The organism is Dickeya chrysanthemi NCPPB 402, from assembly GCF_000406105.1.
In the GTDB taxonomy this organism is placed as follows: Bacteria; Pseudomonadota; Gammaproteobacteria; order Enterobacterales; family Enterobacteriaceae; genus Dickeya; species Dickeya chrysanthemi.
Window position 1 is genome coordinate 2,296,859 of sequence record NZ_CM001974.1, and the last position, 17,051, is coordinate 2,313,909.

Consider the following 17,051-nt stretch of genomic DNA (forward strand, 5'->3'; position numbering starts at 1 on the left):
TTACACAATCAAATAATTATGTTGACTTCTTCGTTATTCCCTTCATCAAAATCATGTTAGAAATCAGGCTGGTCTTGCAAAAATGCAGCGCTCACGTCATAGTTTTAGACGGGGTGTGTACTGTTGTACCCGTTATTATTCTTTTCATGTTTTTTCATTAATTCAATTCGCCCGGTTTAAAGCAACGTTTGGTAGTTAAAAAAGGAACACAGGCCACCCCGGTCTTTTTCCACCACCTTGATGCCGCTCTGTTTTTCCGTCAAAGAAAACAGGCTGGCACCTCTTCCAGGGATATCAGCAGCCGTTTTATCGATTGGTATGTTTCGAACGCACCGACTACGCGCATTCGTACACCAACTGCTGATGATATCGCTTTACCGGCCAGCACCGCCGTAAAACGATGAATAGATACCCTAAATCATGGTTCTCCCGTTCCACGACGCCAGATACCCGGATCAGACGCGTGGTTTTCTCTTAGCGGTTCACGACATGGCACAGGTAACGCATCATGAGTAACAGTAGTGAATCCGATGGCGCATTCGACGACTTTCTGACGCTTTCCGCCCTGCTCACCGGTTTCAGTCGATTTGAATTGACCGGAACCGGGCTGGCCCATGAATACTTCGCCTGGCTGCAACACGCCGCAGCCATACCGTTTAAACAGTTGCGGCATGATTTTTTAGCCCAACCGAATGATGAAACCATACGGCTCGACTGGTTACAAACCACGGTGCTGACATCGCCGTCGCTTGGCCCGGTCGCCCGCAGCCTGCTGCGTTTGTGGTACACCGGGCAGTGGTTTCCCATCAGCCAGCCTCCCGACGACAACGCCGACTTTCTCAGTCACGCCGCCTGGCGCGAAGCCTTGATTTGGCAGGCTATACACGCGCATCCTCAGGCGATTAGTCAGCAGGAATTCGGCGCCTGGTCAGAACCGCCGATGGCCGAATGGGGAACGCGCGGATGAATTTCGTCACCCCTCATCAGGCAGAGCAAACCGATTACGATGTGGTGATTGTCGGCGGCGGTATCGCCGGTTCATTGATGGCCAAAACACTGACCCGCGGCGGAAAACGTTGTCTGATACTGGAGGCCGGCGACGGCGACAATCTGCACTACGCCGGCTACCGGCATACACTACAGCATTATCTCCAGCGACCGGATAAACGCCATCAGGTGTCCGGGCCGCATAACGTCAACGCACCGACGCCTCATGATACGGCATGGCATTCGCTACAGCCTGACGGCTATGACGACGGCGGTTATCTGGTTCAACGCGGCCCGTTACCATTCAGCTCCACGTATTGCCGACAACTTGGCGGCACATCGCTGCACTGGCTCGGCAGCGCCATGCGTATGCTGCCGGAAGATTTTGAATTGCAAAGCCGCTATGGCATCGGCCTGGACTGGCCGTTGCGCTATGCGGATCTCGAACCCTGGTATCGGGCAGCCGAGTATGAGCTGGGCGTATCCGCCAACGTAGCAGAACAGGCCTATCTGGGCATTCGTTTTCCGCCGGATTACGTCTATCCCATGCAGGGACTGCCGCCCGCCTGGGGCGCTCGCCAGTTGGCCCGTCGCCTCAGCGGGGCGTGTCTGGTTGAAGATGGCGAGTCTATTGCGCTGTCCCTGCACGGTACGCCGTCCGCCCGTAACGGCGTACCGCATCCCGATTATGACCATGGCCGTGGTTATCATCCTCATGGCGCGGCTGGCGGTTCGCCGCTTGGGCGGCAATGCACCGGCAACAGCCATTGTACGCCGTTCTGTCCGACGCAGGCTCGTTACAATGCGCTGAAAACGCTGGAAGACGCCGCGCCTGAACGGCTGGATGTCCTCACCTGCAGCGTGGCGCATAAACTGCTGATCGACCCTGCGACAGACGCCATTACCGGTATTCAGTTTCGTCATTATGTTCATCAGGATACAGCGTTACATCGCCTGCATACCGTTAGCGCCCGGCGCTATGTTCTGGCGGGCAATGCGATCGCGAATGCGGTTCTGCTGCTGGCGTCCGACGCCTGCAAAGGCAATGACCTGGTAGGCCGTCATTTGATGGATCATCCGGTCTTGCCGGTGTGGGGGCGAACCGATACGCCATGGTGGCCGATGCGCGGCCCGCTCACAACATCGGGTATTGAAGTCATGCGGGGCGGCCCGGCCCGTGCGCAACGGGCGGCCTATCGCATCGAACTGAGTAACGATGGCTGGCGGTGGCCGGTCAACCGGCTTTATCAGGATGTCGAACAGTTACTGGCGGAGCCGCTGTGCGGCCCTCACCTGCGTAAACAGATGCGCGAGCGGCTATCGCGGCAATGTAGCGCGCGCTGTATGGTAGAACAGTTACCGGAATACAATAATCGGGTGACGATTCATCCGGATTACCGGGATGCGCTGGGTAATTACCGCCCGGTGATTCACTACGATTTGTCGTTGTATACCCGTGCCGGCGTCGCACGCGCTGGCGCCGCCATGCGACACATTTTCAGGCACGCCGGTATTCGTGACCACAGCCACTACTTACGAGATGACCCCGGATATTTTACCTATCAAGGGCAACCACTGGCGTTTACCGGAGCCGGACACATCGCCGGCACCCATTGCATGGGGAATTCCCCCCATCATTCGGTCGTTGATCGCCAGCAACGTAGCTGGACTCATAAGAATCTCTATTTAGTCGGCGCCGGAAATATGGTGAGCATGGGGACAGCGCCACCCACGCTGACGCTGGCGGCGTTGACGTTATGGGCTGCGCACACAATTCTTTCCGAACTGGACAGAATGTGTGCCAGAACACGTTAAATGAGAAAAAAACGCTACAAAAGATGATGATATTCAGGTTTCATGCTAGGAATAAATAGATAAGACTAACTACACACTTCGTCACTGCCGCAACTGACTAAGACGGAATAACGCTATGAACTTAAACGAACAAAGCCAACAGCACGATTTGGAAACCACATTCAGGGAGCAGGGCTACGTCAAACTGACCAGTCACAAAGATCTGGCCCATGAACTGGATGACATACGGGATCTATTACAAAAAGCGATGGTTCTGGAGCACGCGGTCATTCCCCCTTATTTGACCATGCTTTATACGGTGAATGACGATATCGATCAGCGTGTTCCCGACGTGATCCACTCGGTCGTGATTGAAGAAATGCTGCACTTCGTCATGGTCGGCAACTTGCTTAATGCGGTAGGCGGCACGCCGGATATCAACAGCCCCAGCTTCATGCCTGATTATCCGGCTACGCTGCCGTTCGGTATTGAAGATCTGGAAATTCAGTTACACCCCTTCTCCCAGCATGCCATACATCAGGCGATGCAAATCGAACATCCCAAGTATGTGCGTCCTGAAGTGGTAGCCAGTCACGTTTGCAGCGACATGTCTATCGGCGAGTATTACGTCTATATCGAATCGCGCTTACGCGCCGCCGTAGAGTCGTTTGGCGAAAAAGCGGTGTTCTGCGGCGACCCGACGCGTCAGATTGAACCGGCTCAGTTCTGCCACGGCTCATACGGCAACATCATTCCGGTGGTCGATCTGGAAAGCGCTATCAACACCCTGCGTCAGATTTGCGATCAGGGTGAAGGTTCGCCGCACAATATTTGGCAGGGCGATGAAAACGATGTGCCGCATTACTACCGGTTCAACGAAATTTACTGCGAACGCATGTATGCGCATGGCGATACCATCGCCAGCGGCCCCACCGGCGACCCACTGAACATCGAGTGGGATAAAGCCGTAAGAACCCACAGTGCAGCCAAGATCAGCGACTATCCGGAAAGCGAGCTGCGCAAAGCGATTGTGCGCTTCAATCGTCGTTACACCGAAATTCTGGAAAATCTGCAACTGGCGTTGTCCGGCCGGCCGCTCAAACTGACCCCCGCCGTGATGGCGATGGGTTCACTGCGTGAAGATTTCCGTGCCATTGTCGCTCACCCGTTCCCCGGCGATAGCGCTTACCACGCCGCCCCGACATTCGAATATACGCCGCCGCCGCCGCCGCGCTTTCAGGCCAAGAGCCAGGCGGTAACCTTTGCCAATAATCAGGCTACGCTGGAAAAACTGGCACAGGCGTATGAGGCCGGCGATCTGCAAATGGCGCTGGCATGTCTGAGCGAGCAACTGGTGTGGGATATGACCGGCCCGGTAGACGTGCCGTATACCGGCGTGTTCTATGGTCACGAAGGTTTCTCACGCTTCTGGTCGTTGATGGGCCAGACGGTGGAATTCAGCAGCGAAGTGGTGGAAAAAGTCTTCTTTAGCGACAATCAGGCGATGGCTTACGGCAGCCAGCAAGGCATCACCAAATCCACCCGCGTACCTTACAGCTACGACTGGGCGATACGCTATGAATTCACCCATGATCATCGCATCCGGCTAATGCGTAATTATTTCAACCCGATGAAGATTCAGGCTGCGTTGGCCGCCACGCCACCGAAACCACGGTCATTCATCAACAAGTAATACCGCTTTCCTGACAAACGGCATACCGGCACCGCCTCGTTGGCGGTGCTTTTTTTCGGCTGGGATAACGCCGTCAGATACTGAAAAACGGTTCGACAATGTGTTGTACGTCGGGAATGGCTGTCGCTACATGCATTCCCCCTACGCCGTAATGACCGCGATATTTCACCACCAATCCAGCTTCCGAGCCAATCACTACCCCGGCGGCGATATCCCAAATGCTGGTGTTTTTCTCCACATAACCGTCGGTAAACCCCAGCGCGGCAAAACTCAGCCCAACCGTCGCGCAACGATAGCGCGCCACGGCCCACCCTTCGTCGCGCAGATAACCATCGATCACCGCCACTTCCACCGCCGCCCATTTATTGCTTTCCCCCAGCGCCACCAACCGGATTTCGCTGAACGGCACCTGACGGCGATAAGGCATACCGTTGCGCCACACGCCGCACCCAATCGCCGCCGACAGCGTCAGGCCCAGCATCGGCAAGGCAATCGTACCGACCACCGCCAGCCCGTTTTCAACATACCCGATGGAAATCCCCCACAGCGGCAAACCGCGCAGAAAGTTGGTCGTGCCGTCGATCGGGTCGATGGCCCAAAAACTGTCGCCGACCTCTCCGCCCATTTCCTCGCCGAGGATGGCATCCTGCGGAAAAGTCTCGCTCAAACGATCGCGAATCAACTGTTCGACCTGGCGATCCGCCTCCGACACAAAATCATTGGCGGATTTCTGTTCCACGACCACACTGTCGCGCCGGGCAAAGAGTTGTTTTGCCAGCAACGCGGCTTCCTCCATGACGGCGTTGGCGGTTTCAAAACGCAATTGCAAATCAGACATCACACCCTCCGGTTATTAACCCAGCAAATCAGGAATATCAGACAGCACCGTCTGGGCGCCATTGTCCAGAAAGCGCCGGGCCTGCGCCGCGTCATTGACAACCGCCACCGCGTATTCGATACCGCTATCCGCCAGAATGCGTTGTGCGTCCTCATCCATCAATTCAGACAGGCAGTGTAAAATCTGGCAGTGTGTTTCCTGCAACAACGCCAGCGGTTTCTTGGGCGGCACCACCACCGCAAACGCCCGCGGGACATCCGGCATCAGCCTTGCGGCGGCCTGAATCGAACGCACGGAAAAGCTCGACAAAAACAGGCTGTCACGGTTGGCTGGCCACATCGATTTCAGGACGGCCAGCACCACCTCGGCGGTTTCAACGTCATCTCCCGCGGTGGGTTTCAGCTCGAGCTGTAACCCCATATCCAGCTCCAGTACGCAGGTGATCAACTCCTGCAGCGTCGGGATGGTCACCCCGGCGAACGCCTCGCCATATTGGGCGCGCGCCTCCAGCCGACGAATTTCCGCCAGCGTCAGCCCCGCTACCAGGCCGCGCCCGTTGGTAGTGCGATCCACCCGATCATCATGGATGATCACCGGCTGACGATCCCGGGTGAGTTTGACATCCACCTCCAGCCACGTCGCCCCGCGTTGCGCCGCCTTGTGCATCGCAATCAGCGTATTTTCCGGCGCCAGTGATGGCGCCCCCCGATGGGCAATCAGCGCCGCCTTTACCACACGCCTCTGGCGCAGATTCTCAGTTGCAACATCAAACATAATGGTTTCCCTGGTGTTTCAGTGCATCGGTGTTAAGTAAAAAAATATGTTGGAGCCAGGTACATTCCGCCTTGCCCGCGTCGGATACAAACAAGTTGTTCAAACGTCATCACAAGGCTTCGCGATGTCATTTCAGCATCACGTTTTGAATAAATTGTTTTTTGATTTCATCGCCCAGGGGTTTAGCCGCCCAGGCAAAGCTATGCGATCGGTCCAGTACGCCTTCCGTTGCGTCGTCAGTGCCGGACGGCAACAACGGCGCGGTGCCGAACTGCGCGTGGAAACGTCGTTGCGTATCCGGCAATGTCAGCCAGTGAATAAACAACAAGGCCGCCGCTTTATGTCTGGCATTCGCCGGGATGCCGACCACATTCCCACCGCCCGGCATACCGAATTCAGGCAGGTAGAATTTGATGTCCTGCGACAGGTCCCCTTTATGCTGTTGCGAGAGCACCAAATCTTCCCAGGATGCGGCAAGTTTAAACTCGCCGGCATTCAGCCGGGTGAGGCTATCGGCATTGGAGGCGCTGATCACCAGGCTACTTTTGTAACGGTTGAACCAGCGCCAGGACGGCGCCAGCCGCTGCACTATCTCCGGCGAGACGTGACCGTCCCGATAGTTCACATCGGTGACCAGCGTCCGTGTGATGGATTCGATAAATGCCGGGCCGGAACCGCCGTTTTCCACGTTAAAGGTGAATTCGCCGGGGTTTTTCTGCAGAAACTGTTCAAACTGGGGTAGCGTACGCGGTAGATCGCGCTCGTTGATGCGGGCCGAATGGTAAGCGATGACCGTTTGGTTACCCCAAAATGCTACCGCATACCCCTGGGTATCAACGCCTTCGATTTGGTAAGTCAGTTTATCGCCATCAGGTAAACGGGATCTGAGCGGCCCCCAGAACAATTTGGGACCGTTGAGTAACCCAAACTGGCTACCGCCCACCGAGATCACGTCGACATCCCCCCGCTCGCGGTACTGCTCCGCCAGCAACTTGTTAATGCTGGCTGCCGCCTCGCCATCCGGAATGGTGACCCGAATACCATACTGCCGCTCAAATGCCTTCACTTCGTCGCGCAGCCGATCCTGGTAATACCAGTTAAACCAGGTTAGTTGCCCTTCCTGACGCGCCTGCGCTTCCACATCCGTCCACGACAGGGTTTTCAGATCAACGGGTTCAGCCTGAGCCTGATACAACGGCAGCAACAAAACCGGCAACGCAACCAGCCTGCGCAGCGTCGACAGCGTAAATCGAGTAAACATGCGATATTCCCTCCCCTGAAGATTAAGCCACATCATCGCTATCCCTTATTAACGAATGCGGATGTCGGCACATGCTTGAGACAGCGCTCCATCAGTAACATCAACACCACGTTGGGGAGCACCAGGATCAGTGACACTACAGCGGCATTAGGCCGGATAAAGTTGTAGCCAAGATAGGAATACAAGATGGTAGGAACGGTGATGAAATCAGGCGCCCCCACGATGTAAGAAACGGAAAATTCTTCAATCGACAGGATGAACACCATGATCATCGATGCCATTGCACCGGACTGAAGCGACGGCCAATAGACTACCCGGAAGACACGCCAGCGCGACGCCCCCATATTACGCGCCGCATCAATCAAATCCTGCCGCACCTGGCTGAAGGAGACGCTCATAATTCGAATGGCATACGGCAGGAACAGCACCGTGTGACCGAGAAAAATCCCCAGAAATCGTGAATAGATGCCCAGTTGCATGAGCAATGAAGAGAAGAACACCGCCACCACGAATCCCGGCAATACGATCGGCAACAGCGTCAATACCTGCGCGACGCCTTTACCGGGAAACGACAACCGGCCTAAGGCATACGCGGTCGGCATCGCCAACAACAGGCAAGTCAGCGTGACTAAGGGTGCCAGCAGGTAGCTGTGCAACAGCGCATCAGGCAATGAGGTGTTATTCCAGAGATCGCGCCAGCGCAGCAGTGACAACACCGGTGGAAACACATCCGGGTAAGCCCAGGGATGCGCAGGATCCACCAGCGACCACAGCACCGCCATGGCAAACGGCAGGATAAACCACACACACCCCAGCAGCAGAAGCAACGCCACCAGCAGACGATTGAGTCGGTTAACGGCCGTTTGCTGCATCGTTTATCCCCTTATGCCACGTACGGCCGCACCCGTAGCGAAGGCCAATAACCCGGCTCCCGCCAGCGACAACAGCATCAGCATTACCGCCACCACCGCCGCCTGATTCCAGCCTTCCGTTCCCGCCTGCTGTACGCGCAACATCAGTTGCGACATCGAATTCAGGTTGACCGGGCCGGCTACCGACTGAAAGGAAAAATCACCCGCCGCACCAATGAAAATCAGCATCATGGCGGTCTGCAACGCCCGCAACGTCAGCGGCAACACAATACGGCGGAAACGAACCCACATACCGGCCCCCAGATTGCGAGCGGCATCCAGCAGGGTATCGCCGATGGCCTGCACCGAACCGCTCAGCAGCAACAACGCAAACGGCATCTGTTTCCACACCTGAAGCACAATCACGCCAATGCCGTTGGCATCGTTTTGCAGGCGAATCGGCCGTTCCGTTAGCCCCAACCGTAGCATCGCCAGGTTGAGAAACCCTTGATAAGAGATGAAATTGACGAACAGAAATGCCGCCGTCAGCCCCGGCACCAGCAACGGCGCTTTCAACACGGCACGCAGGGTCACCGCACCAGGAAAGGGTTTACGTAACCAGATGGCCAAAGGATAAGCCAATGCGACCGACAGCACCGCACTGAGCAGCGCAATACGCGCCGAGTAGAAAAAAGAGCGCCAGAGCTGCTCGTCAGCCAGCATGGTTTGCCAAAAACGCAGCGAGAATTCACTGTCTCCGGCAAAATTGAAAAAACCCAGCGACTGAGAAAACGCCATCCCTACGACGGCCCCCATCGCCAGCACGATCACGCCCACCCCCGGCAACAGCAACAGATACGCCATCAATGACGCTCTCATGTCACCACCTCCTGCAAAAAACGCAACGCACCGGGAGGCACTGAAAAGCAGTGGGTATCACCTTCCAGCAACGGCTGGGAGCCCAACAATTGAATGCGGTAGCTCTGGGTATCGGAATCTGGCGAACACCCTTCAATGTCAGTCAGGTTGCCAAGAAAAGTATGGCGTTTGATGCGCAGCGAAAAGATATTTTGCCCCTGTGAAGGCATCGGTAGCAGACGGGCGTTTTCCGGCCGCCAGCACAAATAAACGCGATCCTGACGCGGCGCCTCATCCGACGCCACAATCAGCTCGCCGAGTGCGGTGGCGACCCGATAATGCCCGCTATATTCATCGCGTGATATGACGGAACCCGTCATGATATTGGCCGTGCCAATAAAATCGGCGACAAACCGGTTGACCGGCCGGTGATAAATGTCCTGCGGAGTACCGGCCTGAATAATGCGGCCACCGTGCATCACAATCACCTTGTCGGACATTGCCAGCGCTTCCGCCTGATCATGTGTAACGTACACGGCGGTAAAGCCCTGCTTACGTTGCAACATACGGATCTGTAAACGCAGTTGCTCGCGTAACCTGGCATCCAGATTGGATAATGGCTCATCAAAGAGCATCACATCCGGTCGTACCGCCATCGATCGCGCCAGCGCCACCCGCTGTTGTTGTCCACCGGAGAGCTGGCCGGGCAATTTGTCGAGATGTCCGGCCATCGCCACCATCAGCGCCGTTTCCACCACCCGGTGGCTCAGCGTCTCCCGCTCTACAGGCCGTTGTTGTAGCCCAAAGGCGATATTTTCCGATACCGTAAGATGGGGAAATAATGCATAGGACTGGAAGCACATCGCCGTATTGCGCTTTTCCGGCGCCAGGCCATTCATATCCCGGCCACCAATACGAATACGCCCGTCGTCCAGCGGTACAAAACCGGCTATCGCGCGCAATAACGTGGTTTTACCACATCCTGACGGGCCAAGCAGGGTAACGAATTCACCTTTGCCGACATCAAACGATACTCCCTTGAGGACGGGAATATCACCGTAAGCCACGCTGGCGCATTCTACTTCCAGTCGACTCATTACGTATGCTCTCCCGTAGCCCGCAATACACCTGTTTTATACCCTTCATACTTCAAGTTGCAGGTGCGTTGGCTACCCTCACTCACCCCAGTCACTTACTTGTGTAAGCTCCTGGGGATTCGCTAGATTGCCGCCTTCCTGCAACTCGAATTATTTTGGGTATACAAGGTGAAAACGTCGCTAATTCAATTTATAATGCATTATGCATAATAATAATGACAGATATGTTACATATATGTCATAAAAAATAGATTCATCAATAGACTGATATGTAAGTAAATATATAAATAAGCCCCATTACCTTGGTAAGAATGGCGTTATTTTATCAATATCCCCCTCGTACATAATGACATTATCATTCAATACGTTTAATAATTGACATCGAATGCATTCCTGGCAGGTCATTCTTAGCAAACGGCTAACTGTACGGTTTATCACTATAAAAAGGATCTACACACCATGACTACACTCGCAGGAGGTTGCGCCTGATGCGGCCAATACTTCACGACAACGAAAGCATCACGGTGAACGAACGTCTGGTTCTGGATATTGTTCGCCGCCATCGCTGCATCATGCGCTCCGCCGTTTCGCCGCAAACCAATCTCACCCAGCCATCGGTACACCGCATTATTGATAACCTGCTGGATCGCGGATTGCTGCGGTTGGGCGAAAGTATCGTGCACGGGCGCGGCAAACCCAGCCCGGCGCTGGAGCTGGCGCCGTCCGCGCGTTACAGCATCGGCATTTCGGTGAATACCGATACGCTGGCATTTTGCCTGTGCGATTTCAGTTGTCAGGTGCTGCATGAAGAAACACTGGACCTCCCGCCGGATGACCGCACTCGGGCCATGTTTATGTTGAAAACACGGATACGTAAGGCACTGCAACAGTACGCCATACCCGCGCAGGCGGTAGTTGGCGTCGGGTTCGCCATCGCCGGTTATCTAATGGAAGAAAAACGGTTATTTAATGCACCGGAGCCGCTGCACGACTGGTCGCTGATCGATCTCAAAAGTGAGCTGGAAACCCTGTTTGACCTGGAGGTCTGGACAGAAAACAACGCCACCACCGGTGCGATTGGCGAATCCGTGCTGGGCGCAGGACTGAACTATCCCACCTTCGGCTACCTGTCATTCAATTACGGTTTTGGCGCCGGCCTCATTCTCAACGGCCAGCCGTTTTGCGGTTCTTTCGGTAATGCGGGCGAAATCAGCCGTATTTATACCGAGCAGGAATTCCCTTCGCGGCCGGCACTGGGAGAGTTACTCAAACGGCTTAATGCCCGCGGCATCAATATCCGGCAGGTCAGCGCGCTGCGCCAACAGTTTGACCCGCAATGGCCTGGCGTACGCGAGTGGGTTGATGAGGTCAGGCCGTATCTGAATCGGGCCATTGATGCGCTACGGGCGGTGGTAGACCCGGCCGCCATCGTATTTGGCGGCGAATTACCGGTAGCATTGGGAGAAATGTTGCTCAGCGTTCCCCCCACCCAGCAACCGCCACGTTATGGACAGGCCGCCCGCTATCCGCGACTCTTGCTGAGCAAGATACAACATGACCCTGCGGTCATTGGCGCGGCGTTAATGCCTTTCAAAGCCCGCTATTTCACCTGATGCCGGCGTACCGCCCGATAAAGTGACAACGTCACGATAATCAGATGCCGCCGTCGCTTCCGTCAACAACGCCACCAGCATGGCGACTTCAGTGTCATAAGGCTGTTTCTCTTCTTCCACCACCAGATAGAGCGGCGTAAAACGCCGCCCTCCCTGTGGTAACGGCAACAGCTTCAATTCACCGGAGGCCAGCCCAGATGCGACACGTGCTTCCGGCATCCAGCCATAGCCGACGCCGTGCATCACCGCTTCTATCGCCGCCTCGACGGTGGTAAACGTCCAGTTTTCGGTACTGGCCGGTTTATACAGGCTGTCTTTTTGTTGTTGCCGGTCAATGATTTCAATCAGCGGATAAGCAGCAAGATCGGCAAATGACAAGGGAGTTGTTAGTTGATGCAACGGATGGTCAGCCCGCGCGACGGCGACAAACGCCATTTCCATCAACAACCGCCCCCGATTAACCCCTTCCCACGGCTGAGAAATTAACCAGATATCGGCCTGATACCCGGCAAGCTGCGCCCGGCTTTCACTGCGCAGCACCTCCATCAGATGCACCTGCGTATGTGGATGATGCAACTGAAAGGTGCGTAATGCGCCAAACAAGATTGGTTTAGGGAAGATACTGTCCACCACCAGATCAAGCCTGGCTCGGCCGCCGCGTCGCAGCATATCTGCCCGCAATTCCAGCGCCCTGAAGGCATTGAGCAACGGGATTGCCTGCGTCAGCAATTGCTGCCCCTGGGCAGTCAGCACCGTTCGGCGTCCGGAGGGCACCAACAACGACACCCCCAGCCGCTCCTGCATCAACGACAACTGATAACTGACCGAAGACTGGCTACGATTAAACGCTTGCGCCGCCGGAGCAAACCCGCCCAGCTCGACGACCGCCTGCAGCAACGCCCATTGTTCCAGTGTCGTTTTCGTCAACATCATGCCTCAGCCCGCCTTTTGATATCGCCAGATCCATCACTTCAATTCATCCAATTATTGAATTAATGAACACTAAAAACAGCGTTATTCATCAAATTAACTCGCCTTTATACTCATCTCCAGCCAACAAAAAGGAAAAGAGTATGAGCAATTTCGACAAGCAGGATCTGAGCGGTTTTGTGGGAAAGCATCTGGTCTATACCTACGATAACGGCTGGAATTACGAGATATACGTGAAAAATGACCACACGCTGGATTACCGCATTCATAGTGGTATCGTGGCCAATCGCTGGGTGAAGGACCAGCAGGTATTTATCGCCCGCGTCGCGCGCGACGTCTATAAAATCTCCTGGACGGAACCCACCGGTACCGATGTGAGCCTGATCATTAATCTGGCTGATCGGATTTTCCACGGCACCATTTTCTTCCCGCGCTGGGTCATCAACAATCCGGAAAAAACCGTCTGCTTCCAGAATGATCACATTCCGTTGATGGAGTCTTACCGTGCGGCAGGCCCCGCCTACCCGACTGAAGTGATTGACGAATTTGCCACTATTACCTTTGTGCGTGATTGCGGCGAAAACGACAATAGCGTAATCAATTGCCCGGCCAGCGATCTGCCGGACAATTTCCCGCAGAACCTGCGCTAAACATCGCCTGGCGGACTATTCGGTCCGCCGCTTTTCGGCTCATTTTTATCTACCTTCCCTCACTTTTACCGGCATTATCAGGCGTCATGTCATCACCAGATTAAAGTGGAACGCCATTTTAAAAAATGCAAAAATCCGCCATCCAGCGTGAATACGGCCTATTTCGGTTTACTGGATAACCGCTAACTTTATGGATGATGAAACATGGATATTTTGCTTAGTTTGGTTAAAACCCCCGCGGTCATTATTGCCATCGTGGCATTTCTCGGTTTGTTGTTTCAGCGCGCGTCGCTTTCCCGCCTGATCACCGGCACTTTTCTGTCGTTTATCGGTTTTACCATGATAAAAATCGGCGGCGGCATTCTGATGAAAGTACTGACGGCTTTCAGTTCGTTGTTTTCTCATGCTTTCGATATCGCCGGCGTGGTGCCCAGTAATGAAGCCATTATGGCGGCAACCATCGACAAGATCGGCGCCACCGCCGCACTGATTCTGCTGTTCGCGATGTTGCTGAATATTCTGCTGGCCCGCTTTACCCGCTTAAAATATATCTACCTGTCGCTGCATTTGGTGTTGTTCATGGCGTTTGCGTTTACCGCGGTGCTGATTCAACTCAATTACAGCAACACCACGATTATTATCGTTTCATCACTGCTGATCGGCATTTATATGGCCGCCTCGCCCTATATTCTCAGCCGGTTCAGTCGCGCGATAATCGGTTCTAACGAGTACGCCATTTCACACGCCGCCATCACCTCCTACGTGATCGGTTCTTATCTGGGAAAATGGTTTGGCAACAAAAACAGCGATACGGAGCACCTGACGCTCAGCCAGCGTTTTGATTTCTTGCGGGAACCGAATGTCGCCACCTTGCTGACCATGCTGGTGCTGTTGCTGCTTTCCTGCCTGTTTGCCACCCAGCCGCAAATTAAAGACGCCATGGTAATGGTATACGGCACCGGTGCCGCGGATAAAAACGTAGTGATCTTTATTCTGGAGCAATCCGCTACGTTTGCCTGCGGACTGTATCTGGCGAAAGCAGGCGTTAACCTGTTTACGGCTGAAATCGTGCCGGCATTTAAAGGATTCGCCAACGTATTCGCCCCTGGCGCCATTCCCGCCGTCGACGTGATGGTGCTCTTTACCAAAGCCCCCAACGCTACGTTGATCGGTTTTCTGGTCAGCTTCTCGGTAGAGCTGGTCTGTATTCTGCTGTTCCCGCTGATCGGGCTGCCGATTATCGTGCCGGGTATCATGGCCAGCTTCATCACCGGCGGCGCCGCCGCTATTTTCGGAAACGCGACCGGCGGTGTGCGCGGTGCGGTGCTGGCCAGCAGCCTGAACGGCCTGTTGCTCTGTGTGTTGCCGGCGCTGACGCTGCCATTGTTTTCGCATCTCGGCGCACAAGGCGTCACGTTCGCCGATCCGGATTTCACACTGCCGTCACTGATTCTGGATCGTCTGCTGCGCTGGTTTAACTGACCGAGCGTTAAGGTCTATCAAACACAACGGCAGGCCACCAGGGCCTGCCGTTGTTATCCGTCATACCCAATGCGCCGACTCAGAACGTCGTCCAGTTATCCGCTGACGAACGGGCTGAGCGGCTGCCAGGCAGCGCCGCCGGCCGATTGGCGGGTTCGGCCTGACGTGGCCGGTGGTTGCTCAGCGACGGGAGATAGCCCGATGCCTGTGATTCATCCTGTGTCGACAGACGGAATACCGACACCAGTTGCGACAGCTTCGCCGCTTCATCTTCCAGTGAATTCGACGCCGCCGATGATTCATGCACCATTGAGGCGTTCTGCTGGATAGTGGTATCCATTTCTGATACCGCCGCGCCTATTTGTGCGATGCCGCGGCTTTGCTCATCCGACGCCGAGGCGATTTCCCCCATGATGTCGTGCACCCGCTTGACGGATGCCATAATGTCATCCATGGCGCTCCCCGCATCCGACACCAGCACCGTGCCGGTATTGACCCGGGTCACCGATTCTGAAATCAACCCCTCGATCTCTTTAGCCGCCTGCGAACTGCGTTGCGCCAGATTGCGTACCTCACCGGCGACGACCGCGAAACCGCGCCCTTGCTCCCCTGCGCGCGCCGCTTCCACCGCAGCGTTCAGCGCCAGAATATTAGTCTGGAATGCAATACTGTTGATGACGGTAGTGATATCGGAAATCTTTTTCGAACTACCGGAAATATCATCCATCGTCTGAATCACCTGGTGAATGATCTCGCCGCCCCGGTTGGCGTTATCAGACGCCTGTTCAGAAATCTGGCTGGCATGGCGAGCATTGTCAGCATTGTTTTTCACGGTAGCGGTCAGTTGCTCCATACTGGCGGCAGTCTCGACAATCGCCGACGACTGCTGTTCGGTACGTGACGACAGGTCATTATTGCCGGCTGCAATATCAGACGAGGCTTTTGCCACGCTATAAACGCTATGCCGAATATCGGCGATCAACTGGCGCAGCTTTTCCGTCATCGACATCATGGCCAGCGTCAACTGCCCCAGCTCATCGTGGCGCTCTACCGTCACGCTGGCCGACAAATCGCCGCTGGCGATCTTCTCCGCCAGTTTCAGGTTGGCAATCACCGGTCGGGTAATCTGGCGCGTGACCGACCAGGCAATAAATAATCCCAGCATCGCAGCGATGATGCCGGAAATGACCGTCTGGAACACTGAATTATTGATGATATCTTCGTTACGGGTACCGATCTTTTTGAGAATGCCATCAATGTCATTAATCAGTTTATCCCCGGTCGCTCTGAGCGCGGCATCAGACGCTTTCAACTGATTAACCTTCTCGTTATATTTCACCCCGCTCTGATTGTAACGCTCAATTCGGTTACCCAGCTCGCTGATACTATTTTTTGCTTCCGCGGAGAATGCGCCATTCAAACTATCGAAAGATTTCTTCGCCTGAGAGTAAACGCCCTGCATCGCTTTAAACGCCGCATCGCTGCCTTCTTTTTGCAACAAATGCACTTTATCCACCAGTTGCGCATAGAGCACGGTGGTCTGATGATACTGACGTAACAGATTGATATCATTTGCAGTAGTGTAAAGCACATCGCTCAGGGCTTCTTTCTGGTCAAGCGCCGCGATATCCTTCGTGACCTCATTCATGCCGTCAACGCTACTTTTGACGCGATCGATATTTTTGGCGTAATCGGTAAAATCCTGCGCCACATTTTTAAAATCCGCCTGATAAGCCTCATCCCAGCGCAATGCATTCGTTTTTTCATTTAACTGACGGGCTTGATCCAGATATTTATTCAGGTTGTTGAGATTGTCATTATTGAGGGTATAGGTGAACTTAATACGGGCAATTCGGGTAAGATCAATAAAATTTCCCATGTCATTCATAATCGAACTTTTAATATACAAGTCCCGAATCATGAAAAAACGCACCGAGCTAAAAGCGGATGCCAGAATAACCAGCAGCAATACAATACCAAACCCGCCATACAGCTTATGAGAAATTTTTAAATTTCTCACTGCATTCCCAAATACACTCATCCTTGCTTCTCCGACCAGGTGGATACGCCATGATAAAGGCGTACAGATATTTTACTTATCGGAAAATATTGGTTTTATTTTAGCAATTATATGTGATAAATATCACACTTTAACCCACAATTTGCTTTTAATTGATCATTACTGATTTTTTATCATCAAAATACAAAAGCCCTGCCGGTCGG

General features: G+C 54.3%; 14 protein-coding genes. 6 read left to right on the forward strand and 8 right to left on the reverse strand.

Going from position 1 to position 17,051, the window contains the following annotated elements; translation table 11 throughout:
• Positions 1-508 precede the first annotated feature (508 nt).
• From DCH402_RS10265 to DCH402_RS10275, 3 genes are all read left to right on the forward strand, one after another.
• Positions 509-967: a hypothetical protein gene (locus tag DCH402_RS10265; RefSeq protein WP_040000993.1), complete on the forward strand. Its 459-nt coding sequence runs from the start codon at positions 509-511 to the stop codon at positions 965-967.
• Positions 964-2,802, forward strand: a complete 1,839-nt coding sequence (locus DCH402_RS10270; protein WP_050583363.1) for a GMC family oxidoreductase — start codon at positions 964-966, stop codon at positions 2,800-2,802. Before DCH402_RS10265 ends, DCH402_RS10270 begins: the two co-directional genes overlap by 4 nt.
• Before the next feature lie 115 nt (positions 2,803-2,917).
• Entirely contained in the window at positions 2,918-4,474 is a 1,557-nt protein-coding gene (locus tag DCH402_RS10275) for a ferritin-like domain-containing protein (RefSeq protein WP_040000995.1), read from the forward strand.
• Positions 4,475-4,547: 73 nt separating this feature from the next.
• Here DCH402_RS10275 and DCH402_RS10280 read toward each other — a convergent pair whose 3' ends face one another.
• The 6 genes from DCH402_RS10280 to DCH402_RS10305 form a co-directional block, all read right to left on the reverse strand.
• Positions 4,548-5,312, reverse strand: a complete 765-nt coding sequence (locus tag DCH402_RS10280) for an inositol monophosphatase family protein (RefSeq protein ID WP_040000996.1) — start codon at positions 5,310-5,312, stop codon at positions 4,548-4,550.
• A gap of 15 nt (positions 5,313-5,327) precedes the next feature.
• Positions 5,328-6,086, reverse strand: a complete 759-nt coding sequence (locus tag DCH402_RS10285; protein WP_040000997.1) for a glycerophosphodiester phosphodiesterase family protein — start codon at positions 6,084-6,086, stop codon at positions 5,328-5,330.
• 127 nt (positions 6,087-6,213) lie between these two features.
• A complete protein-coding gene (locus DCH402_RS10290) occupies positions 6,214-7,347 on the reverse strand; it encodes an extracellular solute-binding protein (protein ID WP_081642156.1) in 1,134 nt (377 codons plus the stop codon).
• 38 nt (positions 7,348-7,385) lie between these two features.
• The gene (locus tag DCH402_RS10295; RefSeq protein WP_040000998.1) at positions 7,386-8,219 is read right to left on the reverse strand and encodes an ABC transporter permease; all 834 of its coding nucleotides are present in this window, start codon (positions 8,217-8,219) and stop codon (positions 7,386-7,388) included.
• A gap of 3 nt (positions 8,220-8,222) precedes the next feature.
• Complete coding sequence (locus tag DCH402_RS10300; RefSeq protein ID WP_040000999.1) at positions 8,223-9,077, reverse strand: ABC transporter permease; 855 nt, start codon at positions 9,075-9,077, stop codon at positions 8,223-8,225.
• Positions 9,074-10,153 (reverse strand): ABC transporter ATP-binding protein, encoded by a 1,080-nt coding sequence (locus tag DCH402_RS10305; RefSeq protein ID WP_040001000.1) that lies wholly within the window; start codon positions 10,151-10,153, stop codon positions 9,074-9,076. Before DCH402_RS10305 ends, DCH402_RS10300 begins: the two co-directional genes overlap by 4 nt.
• Before the next feature lie 488 nt (positions 10,154-10,641).
• Here DCH402_RS10305 and DCH402_RS10310 point away from each other — a divergent pair, with 488 nt between their 5' ends.
• Complete coding sequence (locus DCH402_RS10310) at positions 10,642-11,766, forward strand: ROK family protein (protein ID WP_050583291.1); 1,125 nt, start codon at positions 10,642-10,644, stop codon at positions 11,764-11,766.
• On the opposite strand, the gene DCH402_RS10315 is transcribed toward DCH402_RS10310, so the two are convergent.
• Entirely contained in the window at positions 11,734-12,696 is a 963-nt protein-coding gene (locus DCH402_RS10315; RefSeq protein ID WP_226051427.1) for a LysR family transcriptional regulator, read from the reverse strand. The two genes, DCH402_RS10310 and DCH402_RS10315, sit on opposite strands and share 33 nt — an antisense overlap.
• A 143-nt stretch (positions 12,697-12,839) precedes the next feature.
• On the opposite strand from DCH402_RS10315, the gene DCH402_RS10320 reads away from it, so the two are divergent.
• The gene (locus DCH402_RS10320) at positions 12,840-13,346 is read left to right on the forward strand and encodes a phenolic acid decarboxylase (RefSeq protein ID WP_040001001.1); all 507 of its coding nucleotides are present in this window, start codon (positions 12,840-12,842) and stop codon (positions 13,344-13,346) included.
• 204 nt (positions 13,347-13,550) lie between these two features.
• The gene (locus DCH402_RS10325; RefSeq protein WP_040001002.1) at positions 13,551-14,828 is read left to right on the forward strand and encodes a PTS ascorbate transporter subunit IIC; all 1,278 of its coding nucleotides are present in this window, start codon (positions 13,551-13,553) and stop codon (positions 14,826-14,828) included.
• A 79-nt stretch (positions 14,829-14,907) separates the two neighbouring features.
• Here DCH402_RS10325 and DCH402_RS10330 read toward each other — a convergent pair whose 3' ends face one another.
• Positions 14,908-16,869, reverse strand: a complete 1,962-nt coding sequence (locus DCH402_RS10330) for a methyl-accepting chemotaxis protein (protein ID WP_040001003.1) — start codon at positions 16,867-16,869, stop codon at positions 14,908-14,910.
• Positions 16,870-17,051: the final 182 nt, after the last annotated feature.

Excerpts from the sequence above, each read along its gene's own strand:
- DCH402_RS10295 (WP_040000998.1), bottom strand. The coding sequence starts at position 8,219 with ATGCAGCAAACGGCCGTTAACCGACTCAATCGTCTGCTGGTGGCGTTG.
- DCH402_RS10325 (WP_040001002.1), top strand. The coding sequence starts at position 13,551 with ATGGATATTTTGCTTAGTTTGGTTAAAACCCCCGCGGTCATTATTGCC.
- DCH402_RS10275 (WP_040000995.1), top strand. The coding sequence starts at position 2,918 with ATGAACTTAAACGAACAAAGCCAACAGCACGATTTGGAAACCACATTC.
- DCH402_RS10265 (WP_040000993.1), top strand. The coding sequence starts at position 509 with ATGAGTAACAGTAGTGAATCCGATGGCGCATTCGACGACTTTCTGACG.
- DCH402_RS10300 (WP_040000999.1), bottom strand. The coding sequence starts at position 9,077 with ATGAGAGCGTCATTGATGGCGTATCTGTTGCTGTTGCCGGGGGTGGGC.
- DCH402_RS10315 (WP_226051427.1), bottom strand. The coding sequence starts at position 12,696 with ATGTTGACGAAAACGACACTGGAACAATGGGCGTTGCTGCAGGCGGTC.
- DCH402_RS10280 (WP_040000996.1), bottom strand. The coding sequence starts at position 5,312 with ATGTCTGATTTGCAATTGCGTTTTGAAACCGCCAACGCCGTCATGGAG.
- DCH402_RS10305 (WP_040001000.1), bottom strand. The coding sequence starts at position 10,153 with ATGAGTCGACTGGAAGTAGAATGCGCCAGCGTGGCTTACGGTGATATT.
- DCH402_RS10290 (WP_081642156.1), bottom strand. The coding sequence starts at position 7,347 with ATGTTTACTCGATTTACGCTGTCGACGCTGCGCAGGCTGGTTGCGTTG.
- DCH402_RS10320 (WP_040001001.1), top strand. The coding sequence starts at position 12,840 with ATGAGCAATTTCGACAAGCAGGATCTGAGCGGTTTTGTGGGAAAGCAT.
- DCH402_RS10310 (WP_050583291.1), top strand. The coding sequence starts at position 10,642 with ATGCGGCCAATACTTCACGACAACGAAAGCATCACGGTGAACGAACGT.
- DCH402_RS10270 (WP_050583363.1), top strand. The coding sequence starts at position 964 with ATGAATTTCGTCACCCCTCATCAGGCAGAGCAAACCGATTACGATGTG.
- DCH402_RS10330 (WP_040001003.1), bottom strand. The coding sequence starts at position 16,869 with ATGAGTGTATTTGGGAATGCAGTGAGAAATTTAAAAATTTCTCATAAG.
- DCH402_RS10285 (WP_040000997.1), bottom strand. The coding sequence starts at position 6,086 with ATGTTTGATGTTGCAACTGAGAATCTGCGCCAGAGGCGTGTGGTAAAG.